This is a genomic window from Pannonibacter sp. (assembly GCF_051860505.1).
Classification (GTDB): domain Bacteria; phylum Pseudomonadota; class Alphaproteobacteria; order Rhizobiales; family Stappiaceae; genus Pannonibacter.
Window position 1 is genome coordinate 38,012 of record NZ_JBHYDX010000024.1, and the last position, 23,481, is coordinate 61,492.

Genomic DNA, 23,481 nt, shown 5'->3' on the forward strand with positions numbered 1-23,481 from the left:
CGCGCTTGCTGGCAAACCTGCCGCCCCATTTCCCCTGTTACGCCCTGTTTTCCCGGTTATCCCGGAAAGACCCCGTTTTTGTCATTGCCTGCAGCTGCTCTGTCGGCCGCCGGCTCGGCAGACTTGCACCGAGCCGGATCACGCAACATTTTCGGCGCATTTTAAAGAAACTTCAGCGATATTTTTTCCAAAAGATAACAAATTTGACTGAACAAGACCGTCAATCCCTTCCCTGTTGAAGGTCACTTACAACCATGAATATTGAAGAAAAACTACTTCATCAGACTTCCGGAACAATAGTCGAACCGGACAATGAAGTGCATCAACGCCCGTTGATGGTTCACATCTTTATATGGTCCGCCAGCATGGTAAGTATGCCCCAGGGGTCGATGCTGGACCTCGACAAGACGCAGTTCGCGCACCGACACGACAGACCTCCGGCAAGAGCGGGCAACACCTGGACCGCCCCGGCGCCAGTCTCGATCCATTCGGGCGAGCAAGCCGCAATGAAGGACCTGCATGAACGCCCTGGTTCAGCGAACGGACAGACTGGACACGACTGCGCAGCCGGCCAAGGCCGCCGGCAGGTGCATCGCGACCGGCAGCACCGCGCGCCCGGACCGGACCACGATCATGGCAAGCCTGTTGTCCCATCCAGCCTTCAGCGATGCGCGCAAGGCCATCATCTCCAATCTGACCCAGCTGTTTCGTGGCGACTATCTGTTAAGCCGGTTGCTGCTGGAGGAAGGCCGCTACCTGACAATCCAGACGCTGCTGCATCTGGCAGCCGGCCAGCAGGCCGAAGAGCGCGCGACGTGGCTGACCCTTGGGCGGCTGCAGGCCCGACTTGCAGGATCGGAGCTGGCGAGCCGCAACCGGATCGAGGCGCTCGTCGCGATCCTGGAGCGCTACAGCTTTCTCGAACGCCGCAAGGCGGAGGAAGACATGCGCGTCACGCTGCTGCTGCCGACGCCCCGGCTCTGGGGCTCGGATGCGGTGCTGGCCGAGGCGATGGCCCAACCGCTGGCCATGTTCCGTGATCTGCGCGATCCAGGGCCCGCGCTGTGTAGCCTGATGGCCCGGAACCGCATCGGCGGAGCGACCTTTGCAGGCCCCCATGACACGGGGCCGGGGTTTGACCCGCAGGCTCCCGCCTGGTCCAACAGGGATCTCGCAACCGCAGGCGCCGGCCATCGTGCCTGGCATCGGGCGCTTTCGCCGCATATCGACACCTACTTTGAGCTGCGCGCAGCTCACCCGCAGGTCCAGGGACTTGCCGCGCGCGACGGGGGCTACCTCACCTTCCTGTTGCTGCTCGGCGAGGTCGAGCAAACTGGCAGCGCCCGGCTTTGCCTGCCCTTCGAGACCCTGTCCAGCCACACCGGCGTCTCGCGCACCCATGCGCGCCTTTTGATGGAACTGGCCGAAGCCAGCGGCCTCATCAAGCTTCACGCCAGAGGCGGCCGCGACATCGAGGTCCTCCCAGCGCTGCAACAGGCCGCCGATGCCTGGTTTGCCGATCACATGGCGTTCTTCCTGACCCTTGACTGAAGCTGCTCCCACCCGGCCAGGCAGTCCATCCCTGATCGAGCGCCTTTCGCGGCAGACAGGCATAGCCCCCTCCTACATCGGCGCGCGGCTCGGCCCTCACAAGCCGTTTCCGTTCCAGAACGCACCGGCAGATCTCATCGAACGCCTCTTGGTGCAGGAAACCTCCTTCTTCCGGCATGCGGGCCAATGGGCGATGTTGCGCAACATGCTGCGCGGCGACCCCGCGCTTTCGGCACCGGCGCTGAGGGTCTGGAGCACGGCCTGCGCCACCGGCGAAGAGGCCTGGTCGCTTGCCTACCTGCTCCAGCGCGAAGGCAAGGGCAGGTCGCGGGTGATCGGTTCGGACATCAGCCCGTCGGCCATCGCTACGGCGTCACGCGGTCGTTACACCCGGCTGGAGGCCATGGGCAGCTTTCGCGATCTGCCGGAGTTTGCGCGACCGGCCTTCCCGCTTGCGAGCGGCGAAGTCTGGGACGCACCACACACCTTGCGCGACATGACCAGGTTTTGCGTGCACAATGTGCTGGATCCGATGCTGTCCTCCGAACTGGGCGGTGCAGCTGATCTTGTGTTCTGCCGCAACATGCTGATCTACTTCACCGAAGATGCCATCAACAAGGCCCTCGCCAACATCGCAAGCGCGATGCGGACCGGGGGGATCCTGGTTCTGGGAGCCTCGGAAACCATGCGCGAGAATGGCCTGTTCGAGCCAGTGGAGACCGCAAGCGCCGTTTTCTGGCGTCGAACCGGCCAGCCCGCCGTCACGCCTGCACCGATGGCCGGAGCCGTGCCACGCCCGTGAAACGCCCGATCCTCATCGCCGCCGCTGGCGCCTTCGAACGGTCCGCCCTGCACCGCATTCTGGCCGAAGCCTTCCCGACGTCCCCTCTGAGTACCTGCAACACCGCTTCTGACCTTCAGGCACGGTTGGAGGCCAGGTTTCCCGGCCTTCTGGTGCTCGATGAAGCCCTGATTGCGGCCACCACGCCAACACCCGCCCTGCACGCCAGTCTTGCCCGGTTCGGACCACGGCTCATTGTCCTCACGCGCGACGCATCCGTCCCCGGTCCACCGGTCGGGGCATGGGCCCGGGATCTGCCGGATCGTGTCAGACGGGCCGTTTTCGACCAGGCTCTTTCTGTCGGATCCTATGCGGATCCGGAGGTTCGGCCTGCATCACCCGCGCCTCCCTCCCTTGCTCCTGCAACGAAACGCGTCGCCCCTGCCTGCCTGCTGGTTGCCAGCAGCACCGGCGGCCCGAGCGCGCTGGCGCGCCTGTTGCAGCAAATTCCGGTCGGTGCCTTGCCCTGGATCATCGCCCAGCACATGCCGGACCACGGTACCCAAGCTTTCGCCGCTCATCTTGCCGATGTCAGCGGTCATGCGGTCAGCGAAGTCGGCGGCCAGACCCGCCTCACATCCGGCAGCATCTATGTCCTCAAGGGTGGGCTGGATTTTGCCCTCTCGCAAACGCCGGCCGGAACCCTCACCCTTCGCCCTTGCCCGGCTGTAGCAAGCCCGTTCCACCCCAATGCCGACCACCTGATGCAAACGGCCGCTGTTGCCGGAATTCCGGCCGTAGCCCTGGTGCTCAGCGGCATGGGCGAAGATGGCGCATCGGGGGCGGCAGCCCTCGGCCAGGCGCATAATCCGGTCTATGTGCAGGAACCGGCCACCTGCATCGTCCCGGGGATGCCAGGCGCGGCACTCACCCGGTTCCCGTACGCGCTGCGACTGGATCCCTCGGCCCCGCTTCCGTCGTTCGTCAGCCTGTGCTCGCACCAGCCAAAAGAAGACTGAACCCGAAATGGGTCAGATGATGCAGGCTCTGGTCGAGCCCGAGCAGCCACCAGAAGGACGCCCGCGCCGGCGTCGCCCCACTGACCCGCACAGCGCCCGCCTTGCTCCGGTCAATGCAGAAATGCACGACAAAATCCACAAGGGCGAGCCAGACCAGCCCTGGCGCGAACCACAGGCAGACAAGACCGGTCAGGACCGCGTGAATGCCAGCATGAACCGAGAGTGGCACCAGCCAGTGCCGGTCCCGTTCCTTGCCGGCGGCCATCCAGTGGGTCTGCAGCAGGAAATCCGCCAGAAAATGTTTTGCTAAAAAGGCCAGAAAAAGCGTGCTGAAAAGCCCGACGGGAAGTTGATCCGGTATCGCCACTGTTTCCCCCGGAACTGCGAAGCCTCTGCAATGGCTTGTCTTTCGCCACAGCCCGCCGACCTTGCCACCGCACGAGCATCCGGTTCCAGTCCTTGCCGTGAAACATTCCGGGTGGATCGGTCGCGGTCGCGCGCGCGAAGGCTAAAGACCGCGCATGCTTGTAAATTTCCGTCGATGCGACTGGCATCCGTCGGTCTTCCTCCGGGGGGCAACTTGAAGAACATTACCCTGTCGACCCGCATCTACGGCCTTGCTGCCGTTCTGCTTGTTCTCCTCGGCCTGCTGTCGGCGGTGGGATACACGTCGGTCCGCGACCTCTCCCGACTGTCTTCCGAGATGGACCGCTTCTACCGCGCCGTCGGCGAAATGTTTCTGGCAGACCGGAACTTCACAGGCTTCCGTCTGCGCACCAATGCCGTCCTGTCCTTTGGCCGCACTGCGGATTTCGACCGATCCCAGGCCCAGGCCAAACTGATCGAGCAATCCATCTCCCGCGCGGAGGAATTGATTGCAGGCCATCCCGAAGCCGGGCTTGTTTCGGATATCCGCCAAAATCTCGACGCCTTCCGCAAGCGGGCGGAAAGTTTGATGCAGGAACGTCTTGCCATCGTCGCCAGCACCGGCGAACTGACCGAAGCGCTCAAGGCCGGCATTGCCCAGTTTGCAGTCACCCCGGCCGTCACCGATGCCGTGGCTGCAAGCGCTCTTGCCTCTGGGACATTCTCTCCAGAAACAGTCTCGGCCGCATCCACAGCCCTTTCGAAGCTCCAGTCTCTTTCGCTGACGACGAGGGAACAGGCGCTGGTTGAAGCTGCCCGCAGCTTGGTCGCGCGGCAGGAAGCCTTGATCGCTGCCGCTGGCCTTGGTGGCCCGGACGTGATCACCCCCGAGGAACGCGGGCTGCTGGACAGCATCGCAGCCTTCCGCGACCGTCTGCAGGAGCGCATTGCCGAGTTGAGCGCGACATCCGCAACCCAGACGGCAAGCGCTCAGCAGCTGCTCGCCACGCTTGCCGGCGGCGGCATCCTGTTCGGTCTCTTCATCGCAGTCGTCATCGCCCGTGGCATCATTTCGCCGTTGAAGCAGATGACCCACGCCATGACGCGCCTCGCCCAGGGCGATGGTAATGTCACCATTCCCGGCCTTGGTTCCACCAACGAAATCGGCCAGATGGCTGCTGCGGTGGACGTGTTCAAGCAGAACGCTGACCAGATCGCGGCCATGCTGAAGGCGGAAGAAACCACACGCGAGATCGGCGAGGTCATCTCGAAGGCTGCGGCCGGCGACCTGACCTTGCGTGTGAGCCTTGAGGGCAAGACCGGCTTTCTGCGCGACATCGGCGAGCAGGTCAACCGGCTGCTGGACGTCTCGCATTCCTCGTTCCGCGACTTCGGCGAGAAGGCCCGCAGCACGGCACTGTCCGTCGGCGAAGCAAGCATGGCCGTGTCGCAGGTGGCGGACGGAGCCCGCGTGCAGAATTCTTCGCTGGCCCAGGTCGCGACGGCGGTGAAGGAAGCAATGCTCGCCATTCGCGAGGTCTCCGACAACACAAGACTTGCCAGCGAAAAGGCGGATAACGCGACAGGTCTGGTCGAAAAAGGTCTCGCCTCGGTTGAGGCAATGGGAGCGCTGGTCGACCGCATCGCCCAGAACAGCCGCAAGGTGAACCAGATCACCCAGGTGATTGCCCAGATCGCCAACCGCACGCACATCCTCTCGCTCAACGCCGCCATCGAGGCAGCCCGCGCCGGGGAACACGGCAAGGGCTTCGTCGTGGTGGCACAGGAGGTCGGCAAGCTGGCCGAAAGCGCCGGACAGAATGCCAACCAGATCGCCGAGATCGTCGAGCAGGCCAGCGAGGACAGCCTCGCTGGCAAGCAGGCGGCCGACACCGTTCGCGCAGCCATTGTGGGCATCTCGGGCGAGGCACGCCAGACCACCCAGATGATCCACGCCTCGGTTGCGGCGATCGAGCAGCAGCGCGCCTCGATCACCCAGATCGACGGCACCGTCAGCGAACTGAAGTCCATCGCCACGTCAAACTCGGCCGCCGCCGAGGAAATCACCGCGACCATGGTCCAGCTGGCCCGTCTGGCCGACGAGACCCGTCAGCGGATCGACGCCTTCAAGATGGCTTGAGGCAGCGGAAAGACGAACCGATGGCCACGCATGAGGACGGCACGCAGCACGATGCGGACGACTGGCACTTGACCCTCGTCAGCGATGACGCAGGACTGGCGCTGTCCATCCGCGCGATGCTGCTGGCTGATCCACAGGCCCGGCTCACGGTCACTGGCAGCGCCGATGTTCTGACGGGCCTGCGCAGCCTGACGGCAGATGTTGTGCTGATCGACGCTGACAGCGTCACGGATATCGCGCGGCTCGTCGGGTCGGCGGTCCTGATCCAGCCGGCCCCGGTCGCCGTCATTGGCCTTCATGTCAGTGCCGACCTGCGCACCACTGATCTGTGCCGCAGCCGGGGTGCCAGCTTTGTTCATCCCAAGGCGTGCGGCACGGCGGACATCGCGCTGGCAGGCCCCGAAGGCGAAGCACTTCTTTCAGCTCTCCAGCGCCTCGCGCGCGACCCTGCCCGCAGGATGCCCCTTGCGAGCCTGTCCGTGGAGACCGCGCATGGCCGGAGCTGATTTTTCCGCCGATCTCCTCACAGAGACAGGCGAGCATCTCGGCGTGATCGAGCCCATTCTTGTGGCCAGCGAAACGTCTGCCGTCTCCCGCGCCGATGTGGACGTGTTGTTCCGGGCCTTCCACTCGATCAAGGGCCTCGCCCGGGTGGCCGGCATTGCCAGCCTGGAACAGGTCACGCATCTGGCGGAGGCCTGCCTCTATCCGGTCCGCAATGGCACCCGCGAGTTGACGCCAGATATCATCGACGCGATGTTGCGTCTGGTCGATGCGATCCGCTCGGCACAGGCAACGGGCGACCTCACCAGCTTCACCGTACCCGATGGCCTGTCCACCCAGCTCGAGGCGCTCTCGGTCAGTGGCCCAACCCACGCCGCAGGCCTTGAGGCGAGCGTACCGGCATCGCGCGATGCGCTCGGGCTGGAACATGACATGGGCCGGGCCTTTGCCGAACTGCTGGCAGAACTCCTGTCGGAACTGTCGGATGCGCTGTCCGGTGAGGACGAGGCAGCTCTGCGCGAGGCGGCAGATGTTCTCGCTCACGCAGCGCGCAAGACCGGCCTCGCCGGGCTGGAACGGTGCGCCCGTTTTCTCGGTCAAGCCACGCTTGACCAGGCGGCCCCGATCCTCTCCGGCATCGTGGCCCAGGCCCGCACGCTGGAAGCGCTGACGGGAACCGAAACCGGCTGGGCAGAAGTGAGCATGTCGCTTGGCCTCGAGAGCGACGCCGGGACCCCACTGGACCTCACCAGCGACACCGCCCTGCCAGCCGCCCTCATCAGCCGGCTCGCCAACTGGAAAGTCTCGCCGCTGCATCTCCCGGCCGTTGCCGGCACAGCGCTGGAGCGCTTTTCGTCCGACCCGGCCGCGCGTCTGGCAGAAGTCGTCCTGCCGATGCCGGGGCCAGAGGCGCTGAGGCCCCTGGTCGCTGCCCTGCCTGGCCTCGTTGCCTCACGCAGCCTGACCGTCGACGGCCGGCCTCACCTCGCCCTGCTCGTTGCCGTGACCAGCGCAGACATGCCGGAAGGCCTTGAGGCGGCCGGTCAAGGCACTGCACTGCCCGGGATTGATCCGGTCAACGGGCCGGACATGTCGGCCTGGTCCGTCACCTGGCTCGACGGCACCACCGCCCCGGCACATTTCAGCGATGCGCCCGCCCCGTCACGGATGGCGGCGGTCGAGGAGACGCAGGTTCGTGTCCCGGTCGAAGTGCTGGACCAGCTCTTCGGTCGCATCGGGTCCTTCTTCACGCTCGGCAGCCGTCTGAACGTGCTGGCCAGCGAAGGTCGCTCCGGCGAGGCCCTGCGCCGTCTCTATGACTATGCGTCCTCCCGCGCACCCGAAATGCTGCCCGAGGTTGAAGCGCTGATGGCCGACCGGCGCGACTTCCTGACGCTGGAGGCCGAGGTCAGCCACTTCATCAGCCTCATCCACGAAGCCACGCTGGGGCTGCGGGTCATCCCGTTCGAGAACATCATCGCCCGCTTCCCGCGCATGGTCCGCGAGGCAGCTAGGGAACTTGGCAAGTCCGTCCGCTTCGAGCAGAGCGCCGGTACGATCAAGATCGACAAGGGCATGGCCGACATGCTCCTCGATCCCTTGATGCACATGATCCGCAATTCGATCGACCACGGCATCGAAGCCCCGGAGGCACGCGCCGCCGCCGGAAAACCGGCCACCGCGCGCCTCAGCCTGACGGCAGAGCAGCACGGCAACCGCCTCGTGCTGACCGTCAGCGACGATGGACGCGGCATCGATATTGCCCGTGTCGGCGAAAAGGCTGTCGCGCAGCGCCTGGCGAGTGTCGAGGATCTGGCCCGGATGAGCGACGCGGAAATCGCCCGCTTCATCTTCACACCCGGCTTCTCCACCCGCAGCGAGGCCAGCACAGTCTCCGGGCGCGGCGTCGGCATGGATGTGGTGCTGGTCAACGTCACCCGTCTCGGCGGGCGCATCGACATCGAGACAGAGGCCGGCAAGGGCGCCACCTTCCGCCTCGACATGCCGCTCTCGGCCGCGATCCGGCCCATGCTTCTCGCCGACACTGGCCGCCAGACCATCGGCTTCCCCGAAACGATGGTCGCCGAAACCGCCGTGTTCCCGGCCGCCAGCGTCCAGTCCGTCAACGGCCAGCCATCGCTGCTGCTGCGCGGCCGCTTCCTGCCGTTGTTCGACATCTGCGAGCTGATGCGCCTGCCCGCGCCCGAGGACGATGCCGGTGCCGATCTGTCCGTCGTCATCTGCTCCTGGAAGGGCCGCCGCGTCGGCTTCCGCACCCGGCGTATCCTGCGCCGTGCGGAGTTGCTCATCCGCGAAACGCACCTGCGCGTCGCCGAACTGCCGGGCGTCGGCGGCATCTCGATTCTGGGCGCCGACCGCATCGTCCTGGTTCTCGATCCGGACAAGCTGTTTGACCTTGCCGCCCGGGCGGTCAACCGCGGCCTGCGCAGCGCCGGGAACCCGCGGCCATGACGCAGACCCTGACCGCCTATCTGCGCGTTCATCTGGCCGGCACGCCGGTTCTGGTCCCGCGTGAGGCCGTGCAATCCGTCCGTAGCCTGTCCGGTTCCGTCCTGCCGCTGGCAGGCAAGACGCCGCGGCCACAGGGCAAGACCCGGCACAGCCGCCTGGTCGTCGATGCCGCCCGCCTGCTCGGCCTCGGCCGCGTTGCCGGCCCGGATCCCACCGGCCTGCGCATGGCGTCCGCAGACGAGAACGCCGGCTGGCTTTGCCTTGTCGATCGGGTGGAACGGATCGAGGATCACGGCGCGACCGAGGTTCTGTCCTTGCCGCCTGCCCTTGGCGCACTGCGTCGCTGGCTGTCCGGCGTGATTGTCGACCCGGCAAGCGATACCCCCGTCTGCGTCCTGCGTGCCGAACCTGTGATCCCGCCTTTCACCCTGTTGCGTCACCTGCGCGCGGCCGCTGTCGATCCTTCGCCGCTGCGGGAGGAACTGGAATGACCGATCAGCCAGCCCCGGCCGCCCCAGCCGCCAGCGTCATGCGCCGCCGCATCCTCGTCGTCGACGACAGTTTCATCATCCGCCGCCTCGTAAGCGAGATCATCTCCAGCGATCCGATGCTCGAAATTGCCGGCGAGGCAGAGAACGGCAAGATCGCCCTGCAGCAGGTGCGCAAACTCAACCCGGACCTCATCCTCCTCGACATCGAGATGCCGGAAATGTCCGGGCTGGAAACCCTGCGCCGTCTCAGCCTGCGCTCGCCCTGCCCGGTGATCATCCTGTCGTCGCTGGTGGGCGCAGCCGATTCCGCCGAGCGGCTCGAGGCCCTGCGCCTGGGCGCCGCTGCCATCATCGCCAAGCCGTCCGGCGCCGTCAGTCTCGACCTGAAGCAACAGCGCGCCTCGGAGATCGTCACCACCGCCCGCCGCGTCCTCGGCCTCCCCGCCGTCCTCGTCGATGCCGCAGAGACCGATGCACCAGCCGGCACCGCTGTAGCCAGCGGCACGGCAGACGTCGCGCCCTCCGCCCTCGATCTCATCGAGGCCCTTGGCAGCGGCGTGCTCGTGTTTGACAGCGCATCGCGTCTTGTTGCCGCAAACCGCGCCGCCCACACCATCCTACGCATGGAAGCCCTTCCGAAAGGCCTGCCGCTGCGCTCCGTCTTTGCCGACTACAACGAGGATCTCGCCGAAGACCTCGCCGCCGTCCAGACAAGCCGCCAGCCTCTTGAGGCACTGGACTGCGAATTTGCAACGCCGGGCGGCGACTGGATCCCGTTGCGCCTCAACGCCCGGCTGCTCGCGGCCCCCTCTGAATTGCTTGTCGTCTCCTTCGAGGACATCTCGCGCCAGAAGGACCTCGAGACGGTGCTCGCCCGCACCCAGTCCAATCCCGTCGCCCGCATCATGATGGATCAGGGTCCGGATGCCCTTGCCGGGGCGATGCTGCCAGCGACCATCCTGTTCTCCGACATCCGCAATTTCACGTCGCTCGCCGAAGCGCTCGGACCACAGGGCACCGTCCGGCTGCTGAACGACTATTTCTCGTTCATGGCCGATGTGCTGCGCGATCAGGGCGGCGTAATCGACAAGTACATCGGCGACGCGATCATGGCTCTCTTCGGCGTGCCGCAACCGACCGGCGGCGACGCAGACCGGGCCGTCGAGGCCGCCCGCGTCATGCTGCGGGCGCTCGATCTCGTCAACGAACGCCGCCGCGATGGTCTGCCGGAGCCCCTGCGCATCGGCATCGGCCTTGCCACGGGCACGGTTCTGGCCGGCAACATCGGTTCGCCGGACCGGATGAACTACACCGTCATCGGGGACGCGGCGAACCTCTCCTCGCGCCTTGAAGGCATCACCAAGACCTACGGTGCCTCCATCCTTGCCTGCGGCGAAACCGTTTCCCGGCTCAGCCGCCCCGTCCCGATGCGCCTCGTCGATGTCGTGCGCGTCAAGGGGCAGGACCGGCCGACGGAGGTGTTCGAGATCTTCGTCGATGCACCGGCTGCCAGCGACTCGGACTGGCTCGATGCCCACGCAACCGGCTTCAGCGCCTACCGCATCGGCTCCTTCGCAATGGCCGAAGCCGCCTTTGCCCGTGCGCTGGAACTGGCACCCCAGGACCTTGCCAGTGCGACGCTGCTGACCCGGTGCCGCGCGCTGGCGCGGGATCCGGAAACCTTCGTCATGCCCTGGGACGGCGTCTGGTCCCTGAAGGAGAAATGACCGGTGGAGCACATCGAGTATCTCCTGGCCACCCTGTCCGGCACCCGGCTGGCCCTGCCGCTGGATCTCGTCCTGTCGGTCAACGAGCCGGCGCCGGTCACGCCGCTGCCCTTCTGCCCGCGCCATGTGCAGGGGCTGGTCTTCGTGCAGGACCGGGTGATGCCGCTGATGGACCTCGCCAGCCTGCTCGGCCTGCCCGCCCGCTCGCCGGCAAGCCCGACCTCGCTCGTCATCCTCGCCAATGGCGACGACGTCAGGGCGCTGGAAGTCGACCATGTCGTCGCGATGGTCGCGGTGGATGCGTCAGCGCTTCAGACACGTGCTGATCCGGAGAGTGCAACGTCTTTCCTGGCGCAGCGCCTCAGCGCGCGCGGCGAAGACTGGCTCGTGCTTGACTACGTGCGCCTTGCCACCGACACGCGCATGGACGCCGAAGGCCTCATCGAAGATGGTGCCCTTGTTCCGGCCGATCCGGTCGGTCTTGCCGATCTGGAGGAAAGGCAAGAGGACACGGCGGTGGACCGCATCGCCCATCTCCTGATCGACATCGGCGCAGACCGCTATGCCCTTCCCACGACCATCATTTCCGAAGTGCTGGAGCCTGTTGACTTGCGCCCCATGCCCGCCGCCCCGGCCTGGGTGGCTGGCCTGATGCAGCACCAGGAAACGCCGCTGCTGGTGGTGCGCGCCGACGTCCTCCTGTCGCCGGACACCCAAGCGGATCACGCCTCCGTCGCAACGACCGCCGACAGCATCGCCCTGCGCATCGTGGACCCTGCCACGGGCCGCGCCTTCGCGCTTCTGGCGGACCGCGCCCCGGGGCTCCTGTCCCTGAGCCCTGACGAAATTTTCTCCACCGATGACGCCATTGCCGGGATCAGCCGCTATGCCGTCGTCGACGACCGGATCCTGGCAATCATCGAACCGCTTGCGCTCGTCGGCGAACGGCTGGCCGATGTCGAGCGTCTGACACCCCAAGGCCAGGGTCAGAGCTTGGCACAGATGCCCATGCCGGATGGTGCTGCAGCCCGGGCCGCCGCCGCCCGGCCCGGCCACCGGTTCCTCACCTTGCGCATCCGGGACGAGTTCTTCGCCATCGACCTCGACCGTGTCGACAGCATCCTCTCCACCGTCCGCCTCTCGCCCCTGCCCGATGGTGGCAACGGGTTCGATGGTCTGGCGGATGCGGGCGACAAGGTGGTTCCGGTTCTGGATTTGCATCGGCGGCTCACCGGTCAGCCCTCGCCGGACGACACCCCGCCCTGTGTCCTGTTGCAGCTGGAAGGCTCGACCGCCGGCCTTGCCGTGGATCAGGTCCTGCGCATCGAAGACGTTGCAGCAGAAGACATCGACGAGGTTGCCGAGCAGACCGGCCTGCCGGTCCATGCGGTCGCCCGCGTCCGTGACCGGCTGATGGCCGTCCTCACCCTCGACCGCCTCCTGCCCCGCCGCATCCACTGACCCGACAAAAAACCCCGGATCACTCCGGGGTATTCGGCATGGAGCCAGCGAACTATGCTGACGTGTGATTTTGCAACAGCGCCCCTCTTCCCCTTGAGGGCAGTGCTATTGCTTGTGTCGCAAGACGGCTTTCGAGGTCTCTCAGCCCCCCTCCCCCTCGTGGGGAGGGGTGAGGGGTGGGGGGCACAGGAGGTCGTCAGGTCGCAAAGCGTCTGAAGCCAGCTTGGCCAGATACGTAAATTATCTGGATTTAAGTCCGCTCCCCCCCACCCCCAACCCCTCCCCACGCGGGGGAGGGAAGCGGAGAGGCCCAGCAGGGTTTAACGCTCGGTGCGCAGTCGTTCACATAGATCATGCGCCAGGCTTCGCATGCGATGGCGCGCGCTCAAGGGGGGAGATGGGTGCGTGCGGAACCGATCCGACCAGATCACAGGCTCAAAGGAGCTTCCGGCATCCCATGCTCCGTTCACTCCGAGCTGCCCGCCAATCACCCGTCAAGGATCAGCTGATGCCCATCCGGTTCAGCTTATCAAGCGTCCAGCCGTCGCCCTTGCAGCCCTTGAACGCCCCGCCGGCGGCATAGTCCAGCAGATCGTCCGGCAACTCGTCTTCGGCAATCTGGCGCGGCAGCACCAGGGTCACCTCGCCGGCAGCTTCCTCGATCACGGTGATCTTCATCGAGGGAACCGGGTCAGATCCAAAATGCGCCAGAAGGGCCGCATGCGGATTGGCTTTCAGCAATTCCCGAAATGCCGCGTCGCTTGCGGCCTTTTCCAGGAGGGTCGCCTCGATATGCGAACGCGCATTGGCCAACAGTGTATTTAGGTCAGTCATGGCAATCACCTTCTTCTGAAAACAATGCTCAATTGAAATCAGCTTCAAAAATCAACCAGTCGTCACCTGAGCAACGCAGCACCGGTTTGACAAAATCGTCTCAAGGCATCCAGTCCTGCTTGTAGGCCCACTGGTTGAACTTCCACCAGCAGTCCTTGGCATTGCCGCCAGCTGCAAAATCCAGCAACTCGTCCGGGAGTTCATCTTCCGCGATCTGGCGCGGCAGCACGAGCACAGCTTCACCCGAAGCTTCCTCGATAACGCGGATTGTCAGTGACGGGATCGGGTCATTGCCGAGCAAATCCTTGAGCGCGGTATGCGGATTTTCCTTGAGCAACTCGCGGAAAGCCGCATCTTCGGACGCCTTGTCGACAAGGGCCCGCTGAATGGTGCTACGGGCAATCGCCATGTTCTTGCTGAAATCACTCATCGCTTTTCGCCATATCCTTGCTTTAAAAAATGCGTCGGTGGCTCTGGCTTGGGGATCACACACCGTCCGGATCCAAACCAGAGCCGACGCCAAAGGTTCAGCCGCTGATGATGGCTGCGCCTTACTTCTTCGGGCAGAGGTTCTTCCAGCTGGTCTCACCATGGAAGCCACCGGGCGGCAGGAACGAGCTGAAGCTGATGCCGCCAGACGCCAGATCAAGGAGTTCATCCGGCAGTTCGTCCTCGGCAATGGAACGCGGCAGCACCAGAGTGATCTCTCCAGCCGCCTCCTCGATCACACGGATCTTCAGCGACGGGATCGGGTCGTTGCCCATCAACTGCTTCAGGGCCGCGTGCGGGTCGGCCTTGAGCATCTCGCGGAACGCGGCATCTTCCATCGCCCTGGCGATCAGAGCTGCCTCGATATGCGCGCGAGCACGACCTAAAGTGTCTACAAAGTCACTCATTCCCTCACCTTTCAAAAATGGCACTTGTGGTGAATCAGCGCGGGCAGATAGGGCCGGCGCTCCCACCTCTGGCCCGGTTCAGCTCCGCTGTAATTTCGACGAAATTACCGAAGGAAACCCCGCCAGACGCCAGATCCAGCAGTTCATCCGGCAGCTCGTCCTCGGCGATAGACCGCGGCAGCACCAGGGTCACTTCACCAGCCGTCTCCTCGATCACGCGGATCTTGAGCGACGGGATGGGATCATTGCCCAACAGCTGCTTCAGCGCCGCATGCGGATCGGACTTCAGAAGCGTGCGAAACGCGCTGTCTTCCATAGCCTTTGCAATCAGCGACGCCTCGATATGTGCTCGCGCCTTGTTGATGCCTTCAACAAACTCGGTCATCTGCAATTTCCTTCCTTTTAAAAAACACTCGACCGGGATAGGTCCGGACGCCTCAATCCGTGCGGACGATCTTCGTGATCGGCTTCGCCCAACCAGCACGAGGATCCTTGCACCCAAGGTCCTGGAACGTCGTGCCGCCAGAGGCCAGATCAAGCAGTTCGTCCGGCAGCTCGTCGGCGGCAATGTCACGCGGCAGCACCAGCGTCACTTCACCTGGCACTTCCTCGATCACGCGAATGCGGAAGCCGGGGATCGGGTCAACGCCAAGCAACTGCTTGAGCGCCGCACGCGGCTCGCGAACGAGCAAGGCGCGAAACTCGGTGTCTTCCGAGGCGCGAGCGACAAGAGCACGCTCGACATGCTGACGCGCCAGCGTCATCGGATCAGTGGAACCAGCCATGGAACTCTCCCGGTTGTTCTTGGTCCTGATGGAACAGCCCTGCAACATCAGTCGCACGCGTCTCACCGGAGCCAGTAGACAGATCAACTGAAACAACCCTTCAGAAAATCTGCCGATTTGAAATTAAGTCCGCAAAAATCATCAGTTAACAGAAGATAAAATTCATTTATCTCCATCAGATCACTGACGAGATCTGTATAGGCCGAAGCATTTGCCCGGCGCTGAATGGACCTGAAAAGTTCCAAACCAAACCGGCATGGCTGCGCTAGGAATGAACTGGAAGAAGACCGGGCGCGCGCCCGGGCCTGATCGGAACGCGGCGGACGCCCGAATGCACGACATGACATCCCGGATTGATTGCCATCCGCTGCCTCATATTCGTGAGGTCCGCAGCGCAGATGCCGCTTTGCTTGCCCCGCTGACAGCCACCTCGCTGCGCTGGATGCTGGCGCCGGATCCGACAAACCCGAACCTGGCGGATCAAAGCCAGCCGGACCTCGGGCTCTGCTGCCTTGCCGCCTTCGTCGACACGACGCCCGTCGGCCTCATTCTGTCCTGCAAGGGGCCGGACGGCCTCCAGGAACTCACTTCGGTGATGGTTGCGCAACCCTGGCGAGGACGCGGCATCGCCACGATGCTCCTCGTCGAACTGACCGCCCGGTTGCGCAGAGCCGGACGACGCGGTCTCTTTGCCCGCTGGTCCAGCCGCCTGCCTCGGGCGGCGGAGTTCGCCCGGCTGCTGGCGGTGGCCGGCTGGAGTCAACCAGATGTCACCCGCCGCCGCATGACCTGGCGCATCGGTGACTGGCAATTGGGCTTTGCCGATCGCGACCGGATACTCGCCCGCATCGCCGCCCGGGGGCTTGTTGTGCGCTCCCTCGCCGAACTCGGCCCTGATGGGGTTGCCGACTTCGAGGCGCAAAATGCCGCGCTCATTGCCTGCGGCCGTGCACCGGAGTGGTCAAACACCGAGGGATGGCTTCAGGTCGCAGATCGGGATGTCACTGTTGTCCTGAGCGATCAGGCCGGCGCTGTTGCGGGCTGGATGGTCTGCGTCCTTCAACAACCGCTCGGTCGCTGGTACATTCCGCAGGGTTGGGTGGTGGCGGAGAAAGTTCCGCTTGGCTGGCTCGTTGGCGGAATTGCCTCTCTGTGCCAGCGCCTGGAAGCCAAGGCCGGACCGGAGGCACTCCTGATTGCCCAGCCTCCCACCGGGATTCCAGGTGGCATGGAACGGATGCTCTACAAGCAGTTCGGCAGCCATGCGGTTGCAACGGACTTCCTGTTCGAAAGCCAGTTCAACTTGCACACCGATGGAAGCGAGACCTGACCGATGCGCCCCAAACCACGCCACCAGGGATCAGCATCCATCTGCGCGGGTCTTGATATACGCCCGGCGCGCCCGGAGAATCTCGCGGCCCTGTCGAGACTGACCACGCAAAACCTGCGGAGCCAGCTGGCAGATCCGGACAGCGGACCGGACAGCTGCAATCTTGTCGCCTGGGTCGAGGAGGTTCCCGCCGGACTGTTGCTCTCTCGCCAGAGCCCGGAGCGAGCAGGGACCCAGGAGCTTCTGTCGCTGATGGTGACGCCGTTGTTCCGCCGTCAAGGGCTCGCCCGCGCGCTCCTCGCCGAACTCGAAACCGTCATGACCTCCACAGGTCGCAACCATTTCCTTGCCAGATGGTCCGACCGGCTGCCACAGCTGGAAAGTTTCCGGGCTCTCCTTGCGCGTGAGGGGTGGGATGCTCCGTTGCCCGCGCGCCTGCGCATGAGTTTCAATGTCGGCGAGCGACAGGATGCCCTTCGGGCCTTCCGGCCCATCATGGCACAGGCCCGCCGGCTCGGTCTCTCCAGCCAGTCCCTGGCTGCGATGCCCGACGAGACCCGCAGCCTGATGCTCGCTGCCGCCACCACCTTTGCCCGGGCAGGAGCCATGCCAGCCTGGGCCAATCCTGCGCCCTGGCTTGATCACTGCGACCCGGTCGTCAGTCAGGTGCTGTTTGACCAAAACAGCAGGATCTGCGGCTGGCTTCTCAGTGAATATCAGCCGGGGCTCACGCGCTGGTCCATTCCGCTCGGCTGGTGTTGCACCGGCGCCGGCCACATGTTGCTGGCTATGGACCACTTGCTGTGCGATCTGGAAAACAAGGGCGGGCCAGGCGCGACGCTGATCCTGCAGCCTTCGCAGCACAATGGCCACAAGGTCTGCACCCTGCTCGACCGCCACTTCCGTCCCTATGCCCTGTGGGCTGACCATCTCGTCAGCAGTTCCAAGGCAATCAGTCAGGCCTGACCGGCTCCTGTCTCGCCGCGCGACTGTTCCGGAACGAGGGCATAGCCAACGCCCCGAATGGTCATGATCGGAGCGTCCTTGCCCTCATGGATCATCTTCTTGCGCAGCCGGGCAATCAGGTTATCGACCGTATGCCCCGAGATTTCGCGCGGGTCGCGATTGGAGATGACGTCCAGCAGGAAATCACGCGACACCGGCTGCATCTGCCGCGAGGCCAAGGCGACCAGGATGTTGAATTCGCCCGAAGTCAATTCGACAAGCTGACCGGTTGGACGGAACAACTCACGCCGCACGACATCGAGGATCCAGCCATCAAAGGTGATCACCGGCTCGCGTGAGCGGCGCAGCACGCTGCGGATACGGGCGAGCAGCGTGCGCAGGTTGATTGGCTTGGTGACATAGTCATCCCCGCCCGCCTCCAGTCCGGCCAGCACGTCCTCGTCGGAATCCCGCCCCGTGACAAAGATCAGTCCGAACCGCTCGCCAAGCCGCAGTTGCCGGGCCAGCGCGATGCCATCATCATCGGGCAGGTTCACGTCGAGCAGGATGATATCCGGCTGGGCGGATTGCAGCCGCAAGCGCAGCTCAGCGCCGGACGTTGCTGTCAGCGTCCTGAAACCGTTGTCCTTCAGATATTCCGCGATCATCGCCAGACTTTCCGGCGCATCTTCAACGATCAGAACCGTTGCACTCATTCCGCCCGCCTTGCCCCGTCCCGCAGCGGCCCCGTGCCGAGCGCCGCATCCAGCCTTCCGATGGTCTCGTCCAACGCCTGGACAAGCGCGTCCCTCGCCCCGGTCCGCCGCGCCTCCCCTGCTGCAAGCACGGCTTCCGCGCTGTCTGCAAGATCGGCAAACCCCATGTTAGCCGCACTTCCCTTAACACGATGCGCTATCTGCAGAATGTGTTGCAGATCAAGACTTTCCGCTTTCAGAGCCTGCCGCTGTTCGATCAGGTTGCGCAGGAACAACGATTGCAGCGCCGTCACTTTCGCATCATCAAACAGGCTGCCGATCCCACTCTCCGCCTGAGAGGCGACTGCCATGCCGAACAGCCGGTGCCGCAAGGCATCATCGCTGGCTGTGGCGCGCAACACTAGCTCGCCCGGCAACAGGCCCGGCGCCTCTCCGTCGGCCTCCAGCCACAGACCCAGCACCGGCGAGGCATTCCCGGTCCCTGGCAAGCTGCGAGCTGCTGCCAAATCGCGCGCCTGTGTCAGCAGAACCAGTGGAAACGGCCGGCTGGCGGCAAGTCGCGCAGCTGCAACCAAATCCGGCATTGGAAACACACGCAAGCCAAGCCGGGACAGGCGCTGCTGCACGGCTTTCGTCGCCGGCCCGGCCAGCAGCACGTCAGCGCCCTCGGGGACGATGGCCGACGCCACCTCATTCGCTCCGCCACCGTCAGCCGGGCGCTCGCCCCGCGCAATGACAGCCAGCATCTCGTCCAGTTCCTGCGGCCGGATCGGCTTGGCCAGATGTCCGTTCATGCCGGCTGCGCACGACCGCGCCACATCCTCTGGCATGGCGTTGGCCGTCAGGGCGATGATCGGCATCCGTCCCTTGTCGCCAAGAGCCCTGATGCGGCGGGTTGCCTCAAACCCGTCCATCTCGGGCATCTGCAGGTCCATCAGCACGGCATCAAACGTCTCGTCCTGCACCCGCTCCAACGCCTGCCCGCCGGTGTCGGCGACCACACACCGATGTCCGGCCCGCTGCAGGATGGCGGCGGCAACCTGCTGGTTGATCTCGTTGTCCTCGACCAGCAAAAGGCTCAGCGACCGGCGTGGACCGGGACTTGCGACAATCGTGACCTCCTTGGCGGGCTCCACCGGCTCAAGCGGCAGCTCGAAGTGGAACACGCTTCCCTGCCCCGAGACACTGGACACGCCGATGCTGCCGCCCATGTCCTCGATCAACCGCTTGCAGATCACCAGCCCGAGACCGGATCCGCCGAAGCGGCGCTGGATGCTGGGATCGGCCTGGACAAACGGCTGGAACAGCCGCGCCAGCTCCCGGTCGCTGATACCGATGCCTGTATCCTCCACCTCAAACCGGATCCCGCCGCCAGACCGGCCAAGCCGCAGGCGCACAGACCCGGTTTCGGTAAATTTCACCGCATTGCCGACAAGGTTCAGCAGGATCTGCCTCAGCCGCGCCGGGTCGCCCAGCACGTGGCCGGGAACATCGCCAGAGACCTCAAGACTGATGTCCAGCCGCTTCTCCAAGGCCCGCGGCCGCATCAGGTCGATCACGTCATCCAGCACCCGCGCCAGTTCGAGTGGGCTGCGATCATAGCTCGCCGCCCCCTGTTCCAGCTTGGACAGGTCCAGAACATCATCCAGCGTCACCCGAAGCGCCTCTGCCGACCGCAGCACCACCGACAGTCGCTCGCGCTGGCTCGCCGGGATCGGCTCATCGAGGATGAGCCGGACCATCCCGAGTATGCCGTTCATCGGCGTGCGGATTTCATGGCTCATAACGGCGAGGAAATCGGACTTGGCGCGGGCCCCCGCCTCGGCCGCGTCCTTTGCTGCCAGCAGCTCCAGATTGGTTTTCCGTTCGCGTTCGATATGCAGGAATTCCTCGCGCCGCATCCGGTTCAGTTGCGCCCGCGCCGCCACCCCGACGCAGAGGCCGACGCCAGTGACCAGCAGGATGACACCAATGTCTGCAGGGCTTTCCGGCACGGCGCGCAGCACCCCCCAGAACAGCAGGCTGACGAGAGCGGCATAGGCGCTCATCATGGACGCCTGCCACAGCCGGCCCGGCAGCAGCACGGGCAGCGCCAGCGCCATCAGCGGCAATAGCATCCCCCCGTGCCGGGTCAGCGCGGGATGGTCGAAAATGATCGCATTGAGGAAATAGAACACCGCCTGCTGGGCATAGGTGGCCGCCAGCACGCCGCGTGCGCTGGTCGCATGCGACAAAAGCCCGAGCGCGCCGAAGCAAATCACGAGCAGCGCCAGGCGGATCCCGATGAAGAGATAAAGGTCTGGCGGAGCAATCAGTTGCAGGTCAAGCGGCAGGAACGACACGCTGGCAAGCGTCGAGGCGACAACACCGATCCGGGCCGTCGCGCGCGTCTCGCGAAATGTTGCGGCTCCATAGGCCGCCTCCCGCTGCGGATCGGCAAACTCGCCGGTCCAGCGGTTCAGGCGCGACGACATCAGCTCCGCAACACCGCTCATTCGCATCAGGCTCAGGATCCGTTCTTACACATCCGGCACTGATACGCCCGTTGCCTCATCCTTGCCAATCCGCCCTGGTGACGCAGACGCCCCTAACCATGCGGATCGGCGGCTCGCGCCAGGCGCGAGACCATTGCCAGGGCCTCGATATCTGCCCGCGTCACTTCGACGAGTGGCTTGTGCAGGCGATGCAGTTCATGCGGATGCCCTTGTGTGAGAAGCCCGATAACGGTCTCGATATCCGGGCACCCTTCATCTCGGCAGGCCAACTCGCTAACCGTCACGGCCGTATCCTCGGCAAGATCAAAAGTCTCCCGCACCCAGGCTTTGATCTCGCGCAGCTTCTGCGGCACGGCGCGCGCCCGCGGCGCCAGCGGATTGACGAAACTCATGTCCGATCCTTTCCGGGCTTCAACCATTTGCTGAACCGTTCGGGCATGATGCTGTCGAAGAAGGAGCCTGCATCATGCACGGTCGACGTGAACAGGTCCCGCAAGGGTTTCGGGTCCAGCCCGTCGACAATGAAGACGATGCGGGAGCGGCGATCCTCGGACGGCCATCCCTCCAGCGCTTTCGGCATCGACAGGAGATGCTGCACCTGATGCACAGAGTAGGGTTGGTCCGGCTCCTCCGCAAACACCACCAGCCCCTTCATCCGCAACAGTTTCGGCCCGGCAGAGAGCTGCAAGGTGCGCAGGAAACGATAGAACCCGTCGCGCGTTAGCGGCTTGTCAGCGGTCAGGACGAAGCTATGAACCCCGGCCACGTGTCGCTCGACGTTGGGATGGGCTGCGGCACCGCCATGACTGCCACCCTCCAGGGCCAATGCGTCTTCCAGCGCCAGCCAGCCCATAACGTCGCGGCCCCGCGCGGCGACATCATAGCCGCGCGGAGTAAACGCTACCGCCAGATCAAAGTCCGCGGACTGCCGGTCTGTCAGTGTTGCGGTCGGGTTCAGTGCAAGGATTTCCTGCTTCAAGGCCTCTAGACCCGCAAGGTCACCGTCTTGCAAGAGATCCGTCTTTGTCAGCACCACCACATCCGCAAACGCGATCTGCTTGGAGGCTTCAAGATGCCCGTCGAGACTGGCCATCGCCGTGGCCGCATCCACGGTGGTGATGACCCCGGCGAGCTGAAAACCGCGCCCTTCTTTCGGCGGCGGAAAGGCCCGCAACTGGTTGACCACAGGCGCCGGATCGGCAAGACCCGTCGTCTCCACGACCATCAGCGTTAGCCGCCGCTCGCCATCCGGTCCCATCGCTGCGACGATGTTGTTGAGGCTTTCTTCCACATCCGATCCGGCATGACAGCACAGGCAGCCCATCGACGTCTGCATCAGTTCGCTGCGGCCGACCTGCACCAGATCATGATCCACGGCAACGGTGCCGAATTCGTTGATCACCACACCCGTATCCGGCCCCAGAACCGAGCGCAGGGCATCGGAGAGCAGCGTCGTCTTTCCTGACCCGAGAAATCCGGTCAGCAGCAGAACGGGGATCGGTTCAAGCGGATCAGATGGCGACACAGGGACCTCAGAAAATGTAACTATATAACATATCTATCTGTCTTGACGCGACAGTACAAGACCGGACTTACCCCTTTCATGGTGCCAGATCACGGCAAAAACGGAAACGCCCGGCGCGAGGGCCGGGCGTGAGGAGCGGGCGTGAGCTAAATCATCGCATGTCGAGGTCGGCCTGCCTCAGGCGGCTTACTCCGCCGGTGGCCGCAGTCGGGCAGTTCCGCCCGGAAGAGAGAATACGACCTGCAACAGGCCTGCCGCAGTCATCGCAACCAGGAACAGCCCGGCTGTTGCCGCAATCGTCGCAGCGTAGCCAAAGCTTGCAATCAGCGGACTGAAGACAACCGGTGACAGGAACTGTCCAAGAAACATCCCGGTTGTCAGCATCCCGGAGGCAAATCCCCGCCGCTGCGCCGGGGCAGCACTCAGGGTCAGCAGAATGAAGCCAGGCCGGAGCGTCGAAAACCCGGCACCGACTGCGGCAGCACCCGCAAGGACCATTCCCAGATTTGGCGCCAGCGCCAGCAGCCAGAACCCGCCTGCCATCAACCCGAAGCCCAGCGCCAGCGTACCGCTGATGCCGATCCGCCGCGACAGCCATCCATTGGCCAGTGCTGCCGCCCCCCCCACAAGCGTCAAGGCTCCCAGGGCAAGCCCTGTGGTACTGGCAACTTCATAGCCGAGATCTGCGGCAAAGAAGGGAAACTGCGTCGGCATGACGAAAAAGCCCATCACCGAAAGCAACGTCAGCAGGGCAATGCCCAGGACCAGCACTTGCCAAAGCGCGCGCTCCGGCCTTGCCTCCCCTGCGGGCAGGGAAGCCGCCTGGCTGACAACAGACGAAGGCTTGATCGCATACCATACATACGGAATGTAGAGCGCCGGCAACAGGTAGACGGCGAAGGCAAGGCGTGGTGAAAACCCGGCGAACCAGCTCGCAAGTGCAATAAACAGGAAACCGCCGAAGTTTGTGGCCGCGATCTGCCAGCCTGTGAAGACACTGCGGCGCGGGCCAGTGAAATAATCTCCGACCAGCGCTGTTTCCGCTGTCATGATCAGCGCCATGCCGATGCCCAGTACAAAACGGCTTACGAGAATTAAGTTCAGGTCCGGCAGATACAGCCCGGCACTGCCGGCCAGTGAAAACAGGGCAAGACCGATCAGCATCGGCCCCCTGCGGCCAAACCTGTCGGCGATCCACCCGGCCATTGAGGCGAACAGGACAATCGCCAGCGCGGGGGCAGGAACCAGCAACCTGGTCAGAAAAGCAGCATCCGGGTGACTGGCAAAGCGCGCCGCCAAGCCAGGCAACGCCGGGCTGATCGCAGCGGCAGCCATGACCGCCAGCGACGCCGTCATCAACAGTGAGATTGCCCGTGGATCACGCAGGATCGATGCGGACTCGGGAGGAACAGGACTGGACATAAGGCAGGTTTCCATTGCTTG

Annotated in this window: 22 protein-coding genes; 11 read left to right on the plus strand and 11 right to left on the minus strand. The window is 64.4% G+C overall.

What is annotated here, in order from left to right:
- The first annotated feature begins 519 nt into the window (after positions 1 to 519).
- From ACTIFE_RS16105 to ACTIFE_RS16115, 3 genes are read left to right on the plus strand one after another with little or no spacing between them, the layout of a single operon-like run.
- Complete coding sequence (locus ACTIFE_RS16105) at positions 520 to 1,551, plus strand: hypothetical protein (RefSeq protein WP_439530183.1); 1,032 nt, start codon at positions 520 to 522, stop codon at positions 1,549 to 1,551.
- A complete protein-coding gene (locus ACTIFE_RS16110; protein ID WP_439530184.1) occupies positions 1,544 to 2,353 on the plus strand; it encodes a CheR family methyltransferase in 810 nt (269 codons plus the stop codon). The genes ACTIFE_RS16105 and ACTIFE_RS16110 overlap by 8 nt, the downstream gene beginning before the upstream one ends.
- Entirely contained in the window at positions 2,350 to 3,351 is a 1,002-nt protein-coding gene (locus ACTIFE_RS16115) for a CheB methylesterase domain-containing protein (RefSeq protein ID WP_439530185.1), read from the plus strand. The genes ACTIFE_RS16110 and ACTIFE_RS16115 overlap by 4 nt, the downstream gene beginning before the upstream one ends.
- Here ACTIFE_RS16115 and ACTIFE_RS16120 read toward each other — a convergent pair.
- Positions 3,317 to 3,718: a DUF3307 domain-containing protein gene (locus tag ACTIFE_RS16120; protein WP_439530186.1), complete on the minus strand. Its 402-nt coding sequence runs from the start codon at positions 3,716 to 3,718 to the stop codon at positions 3,317 to 3,319. The two genes, ACTIFE_RS16115 and ACTIFE_RS16120, sit on opposite strands and share 35 nt — an antisense overlap.
- Before the next feature lie 213 nt (positions 3,719 to 3,931).
- Between ACTIFE_RS16120 and ACTIFE_RS16125 the strand changes: the two genes are divergently transcribed.
- Genes ACTIFE_RS16125 through ACTIFE_RS16150 form a run of 6 tightly spaced genes read left to right on the plus strand, consistent with a single transcriptional unit; the run spans position 3,932 to position 12,512 of the window.
- Complete coding sequence (locus ACTIFE_RS16125; RefSeq protein ID WP_439530187.1) at positions 3,932 to 5,857, plus strand: methyl-accepting chemotaxis protein; 1,926 nt, start codon at positions 3,932 to 3,934, stop codon at positions 5,855 to 5,857.
- Positions 5,858 to 5,877: 20 nt separating this feature from the next.
- Complete coding sequence (locus ACTIFE_RS16130) at positions 5,878 to 6,363, plus strand: hypothetical protein (RefSeq protein ID WP_439530188.1); 486 nt, start codon at positions 5,878 to 5,880, stop codon at positions 6,361 to 6,363.
- Positions 6,350 to 8,833: an ATP-binding protein gene (locus tag ACTIFE_RS16135; RefSeq protein WP_439530189.1), complete on the plus strand. Its 2,484-nt coding sequence runs from the start codon at positions 6,350 to 6,352 to the stop codon at positions 8,831 to 8,833. The genes ACTIFE_RS16130 and ACTIFE_RS16135 overlap by 14 nt, the downstream gene beginning before the upstream one ends.
- A complete protein-coding gene (locus ACTIFE_RS16140; RefSeq protein ID WP_439530190.1) occupies positions 8,830 to 9,324 on the plus strand; it encodes a hypothetical protein in 495 nt (164 codons plus the stop codon). Before ACTIFE_RS16135 ends, ACTIFE_RS16140 begins: the two co-directional genes overlap by 4 nt.
- The gene (locus tag ACTIFE_RS16145; protein WP_439530191.1) at positions 9,321 to 11,051 is read left to right on the plus strand and encodes a response regulator; all 1,731 of its coding nucleotides are present in this window, start codon (positions 9,321 to 9,323) and stop codon (positions 11,049 to 11,051) included. The genes ACTIFE_RS16140 and ACTIFE_RS16145 overlap by 4 nt, the downstream gene beginning before the upstream one ends.
- Before the next feature lie 3 nt (positions 11,052 to 11,054).
- Positions 11,055 to 12,512, plus strand: a complete 1,458-nt coding sequence (locus ACTIFE_RS16150) for a chemotaxis protein CheW (protein ID WP_439530192.1) — start codon at positions 11,055 to 11,057, stop codon at positions 12,510 to 12,512.
- Positions 12,513 to 13,013: 501 nt separating this feature from the next.
- Here ACTIFE_RS16150 and ACTIFE_RS16155 read toward each other — a convergent pair.
- The 5 genes from ACTIFE_RS16155 to ACTIFE_RS16175 form a co-directional block, all read right to left on the minus strand.
- Positions 13,014 to 13,346 (minus strand): NHLP leader peptide family natural product precursor, encoded by a 333-nt coding sequence (locus ACTIFE_RS16155; RefSeq protein WP_439530193.1) that lies wholly within the window; start codon positions 13,344 to 13,346, stop codon positions 13,014 to 13,016.
- A 100-nt stretch (positions 13,347 to 13,446) separates the two neighbouring features.
- Entirely contained in the window at positions 13,447 to 13,776 is a 330-nt protein-coding gene (locus ACTIFE_RS16160) for an NHLP leader peptide family natural product precursor (RefSeq protein ID WP_439530194.1), read from the minus strand.
- Between the two features lie 121 nt (positions 13,777 to 13,897).
- Positions 13,898 to 14,242 carry an NHLP leader peptide family natural product precursor gene (locus ACTIFE_RS16165; RefSeq protein WP_439530195.1) on the minus strand — a complete coding sequence of 115 codons (345 nt, stop codon included), beginning with the start codon at positions 14,240 to 14,242 and terminating at the stop codon, positions 13,898 to 13,900.
- Positions 14,243 to 14,276: 34 nt separating this feature from the next.
- Positions 14,277 to 14,627 (minus strand): NHLP leader peptide family RiPP precursor, encoded by a 351-nt coding sequence (locus ACTIFE_RS16170; RefSeq protein WP_439530196.1) that lies wholly within the window; start codon positions 14,625 to 14,627, stop codon positions 14,277 to 14,279.
- A gap of 52 nt (positions 14,628 to 14,679) precedes the next feature.
- Positions 14,680 to 15,027, minus strand: coding sequence for an NHLP leader peptide family RiPP precursor (locus ACTIFE_RS16175; RefSeq protein ID WP_439530197.1), 348 nt, complete (start codon positions 15,025 to 15,027; stop codon positions 14,680 to 14,682).
- Between the two features lie 340 nt (positions 15,028 to 15,367).
- Between ACTIFE_RS16175 and ACTIFE_RS16180 the strand changes: the two genes are divergently transcribed.
- Positions 15,368 to 16,357 (plus strand): GNAT family N-acetyltransferase, encoded by a 990-nt coding sequence (locus ACTIFE_RS16180; RefSeq protein WP_439530198.1) that lies wholly within the window; start codon positions 15,368 to 15,370, stop codon positions 16,355 to 16,357.
- Positions 16,358 to 16,360: 3 nt separating this feature from the next.
- Positions 16,361 to 17,323: a GNAT family N-acetyltransferase gene (locus ACTIFE_RS16185; RefSeq protein WP_439530199.1), complete on the plus strand. Its 963-nt coding sequence runs from the start codon at positions 16,361 to 16,363 to the stop codon at positions 17,321 to 17,323.
- Here the strand turns inward: ACTIFE_RS16185 and ACTIFE_RS16190 are convergent.
- The 5 genes from ACTIFE_RS16190 to ACTIFE_RS16210 form a co-directional block, all read right to left on the minus strand.
- Positions 17,314 to 18,018: a response regulator transcription factor gene (locus ACTIFE_RS16190; protein WP_439530200.1), complete on the minus strand. Its 705-nt coding sequence runs from the start codon at positions 18,016 to 18,018 to the stop codon at positions 17,314 to 17,316. The two genes, ACTIFE_RS16185 and ACTIFE_RS16190, sit on opposite strands and share 10 nt — an antisense overlap.
- Positions 18,015 to 20,513, minus strand: coding sequence for an ATP-binding protein (locus ACTIFE_RS16195; RefSeq protein WP_439530201.1), 2,499 nt, complete (start codon positions 20,511 to 20,513; stop codon positions 18,015 to 18,017). Before ACTIFE_RS16195 ends, ACTIFE_RS16190 begins: the two co-directional genes overlap by 4 nt.
- A gap of 92 nt (positions 20,514 to 20,605) precedes the next feature.
- Positions 20,606 to 20,905: a nitrate reductase gene (locus ACTIFE_RS16200; RefSeq protein WP_439530202.1), complete on the minus strand. Its 300-nt coding sequence runs from the start codon at positions 20,903 to 20,905 to the stop codon at positions 20,606 to 20,608.
- Entirely contained in the window at positions 20,902 to 22,038 is a 1,137-nt protein-coding gene (locus ACTIFE_RS16205) for a CobW family GTP-binding protein (RefSeq protein WP_439530203.1), read from the minus strand. Before ACTIFE_RS16205 ends, ACTIFE_RS16200 begins: the two co-directional genes overlap by 4 nt.
- A gap of 186 nt (positions 22,039 to 22,224) precedes the next feature.
- On the minus strand, positions 22,225 to 23,460 hold the full coding sequence (locus tag ACTIFE_RS16210; protein WP_439530204.1) for an MFS transporter: 1,236 nt from the start codon (positions 23,458 to 23,460) through the stop codon (positions 22,225 to 22,227).
- Positions 23,461 to 23,481: the final 21 nt, after the last annotated feature.

What these genes read in the sequence shown, in the direction of transcription:
- ACTIFE_RS16190 (WP_439530200.1), bottom strand. Translation starts at nt 18,018, where the DNA reads ATGAGTGCAACGGTTCTGATCGTTGAAGATGCGCCGGAAAGTCTGGCG.
- ACTIFE_RS16200 (WP_439530202.1), bottom strand. Translation starts at nt 20,905, where the DNA reads ATGAGTTTCGTCAATCCGCTGGCGCCGCGGGCGCGCGCCGTGCCGCAG.
- ACTIFE_RS16180 (WP_439530198.1), top strand. Translation starts at nt 15,368, where the DNA reads ATGACATCCCGGATTGATTGCCATCCGCTGCCTCATATTCGTGAGGTC.
- ACTIFE_RS16130 (WP_439530188.1), top strand. Translation starts at nt 5,878, where the DNA reads ATGGCCACGCATGAGGACGGCACGCAGCACGATGCGGACGACTGGCAC.
- ACTIFE_RS16105 (WP_439530183.1), top strand. Translation starts at nt 520, where the DNA reads ATGAACGCCCTGGTTCAGCGAACGGACAGACTGGACACGACTGCGCAG.
- ACTIFE_RS16165 (WP_439530195.1), bottom strand. Translation starts at nt 14,242, where the DNA reads ATGAGTGACTTTGTAGACACTTTAGGTCGTGCTCGCGCGCATATCGAG.
- ACTIFE_RS16210 (WP_439530204.1), bottom strand. Translation starts at nt 23,460, where the DNA reads ATGTCCAGTCCTGTTCCTCCCGAGTCCGCATCGATCCTGCGTGATCCA.
- ACTIFE_RS16160 (WP_439530194.1), bottom strand. Translation starts at nt 13,776, where the DNA reads ATGAGTGATTTCAGCAAGAACATGGCGATTGCCCGTAGCACCATTCAG.
- ACTIFE_RS16185 (WP_439530199.1), top strand. Translation starts at nt 16,361, where the DNA reads ATGCGCCCCAAACCACGCCACCAGGGATCAGCATCCATCTGCGCGGGT.
- ACTIFE_RS16140 (WP_439530190.1), top strand. Translation starts at nt 8,830, where the DNA reads ATGACGCAGACCCTGACCGCCTATCTGCGCGTTCATCTGGCCGGCACG.
- ACTIFE_RS16135 (WP_439530189.1), top strand. Translation starts at nt 6,350, where the DNA reads ATGGCCGGAGCTGATTTTTCCGCCGATCTCCTCACAGAGACAGGCGAG.
- ACTIFE_RS16170 (WP_439530196.1), bottom strand. Translation starts at nt 14,627, where the DNA reads ATGACCGAGTTTGTTGAAGGCATCAACAAGGCGCGAGCACATATCGAG.
- ACTIFE_RS16155 (WP_439530193.1), bottom strand. Translation starts at nt 13,346, where the DNA reads ATGACTGACCTAAATACACTGTTGGCCAATGCGCGTTCGCATATCGAG.
- ACTIFE_RS16175 (WP_439530197.1), bottom strand. Translation starts at nt 15,027, where the DNA reads ATGGCTGGTTCCACTGATCCGATGACGCTGGCGCGTCAGCATGTCGAG.
- ACTIFE_RS16195 (WP_439530201.1), bottom strand. Translation starts at nt 20,513, where the DNA reads ATGAGCGGTGTTGCGGAGCTGATGTCGTCGCGCCTGAACCGCTGGACC.
- ACTIFE_RS16145 (WP_439530191.1), top strand. Translation starts at nt 9,321, where the DNA reads ATGACCGATCAGCCAGCCCCGGCCGCCCCAGCCGCCAGCGTCATGCGC.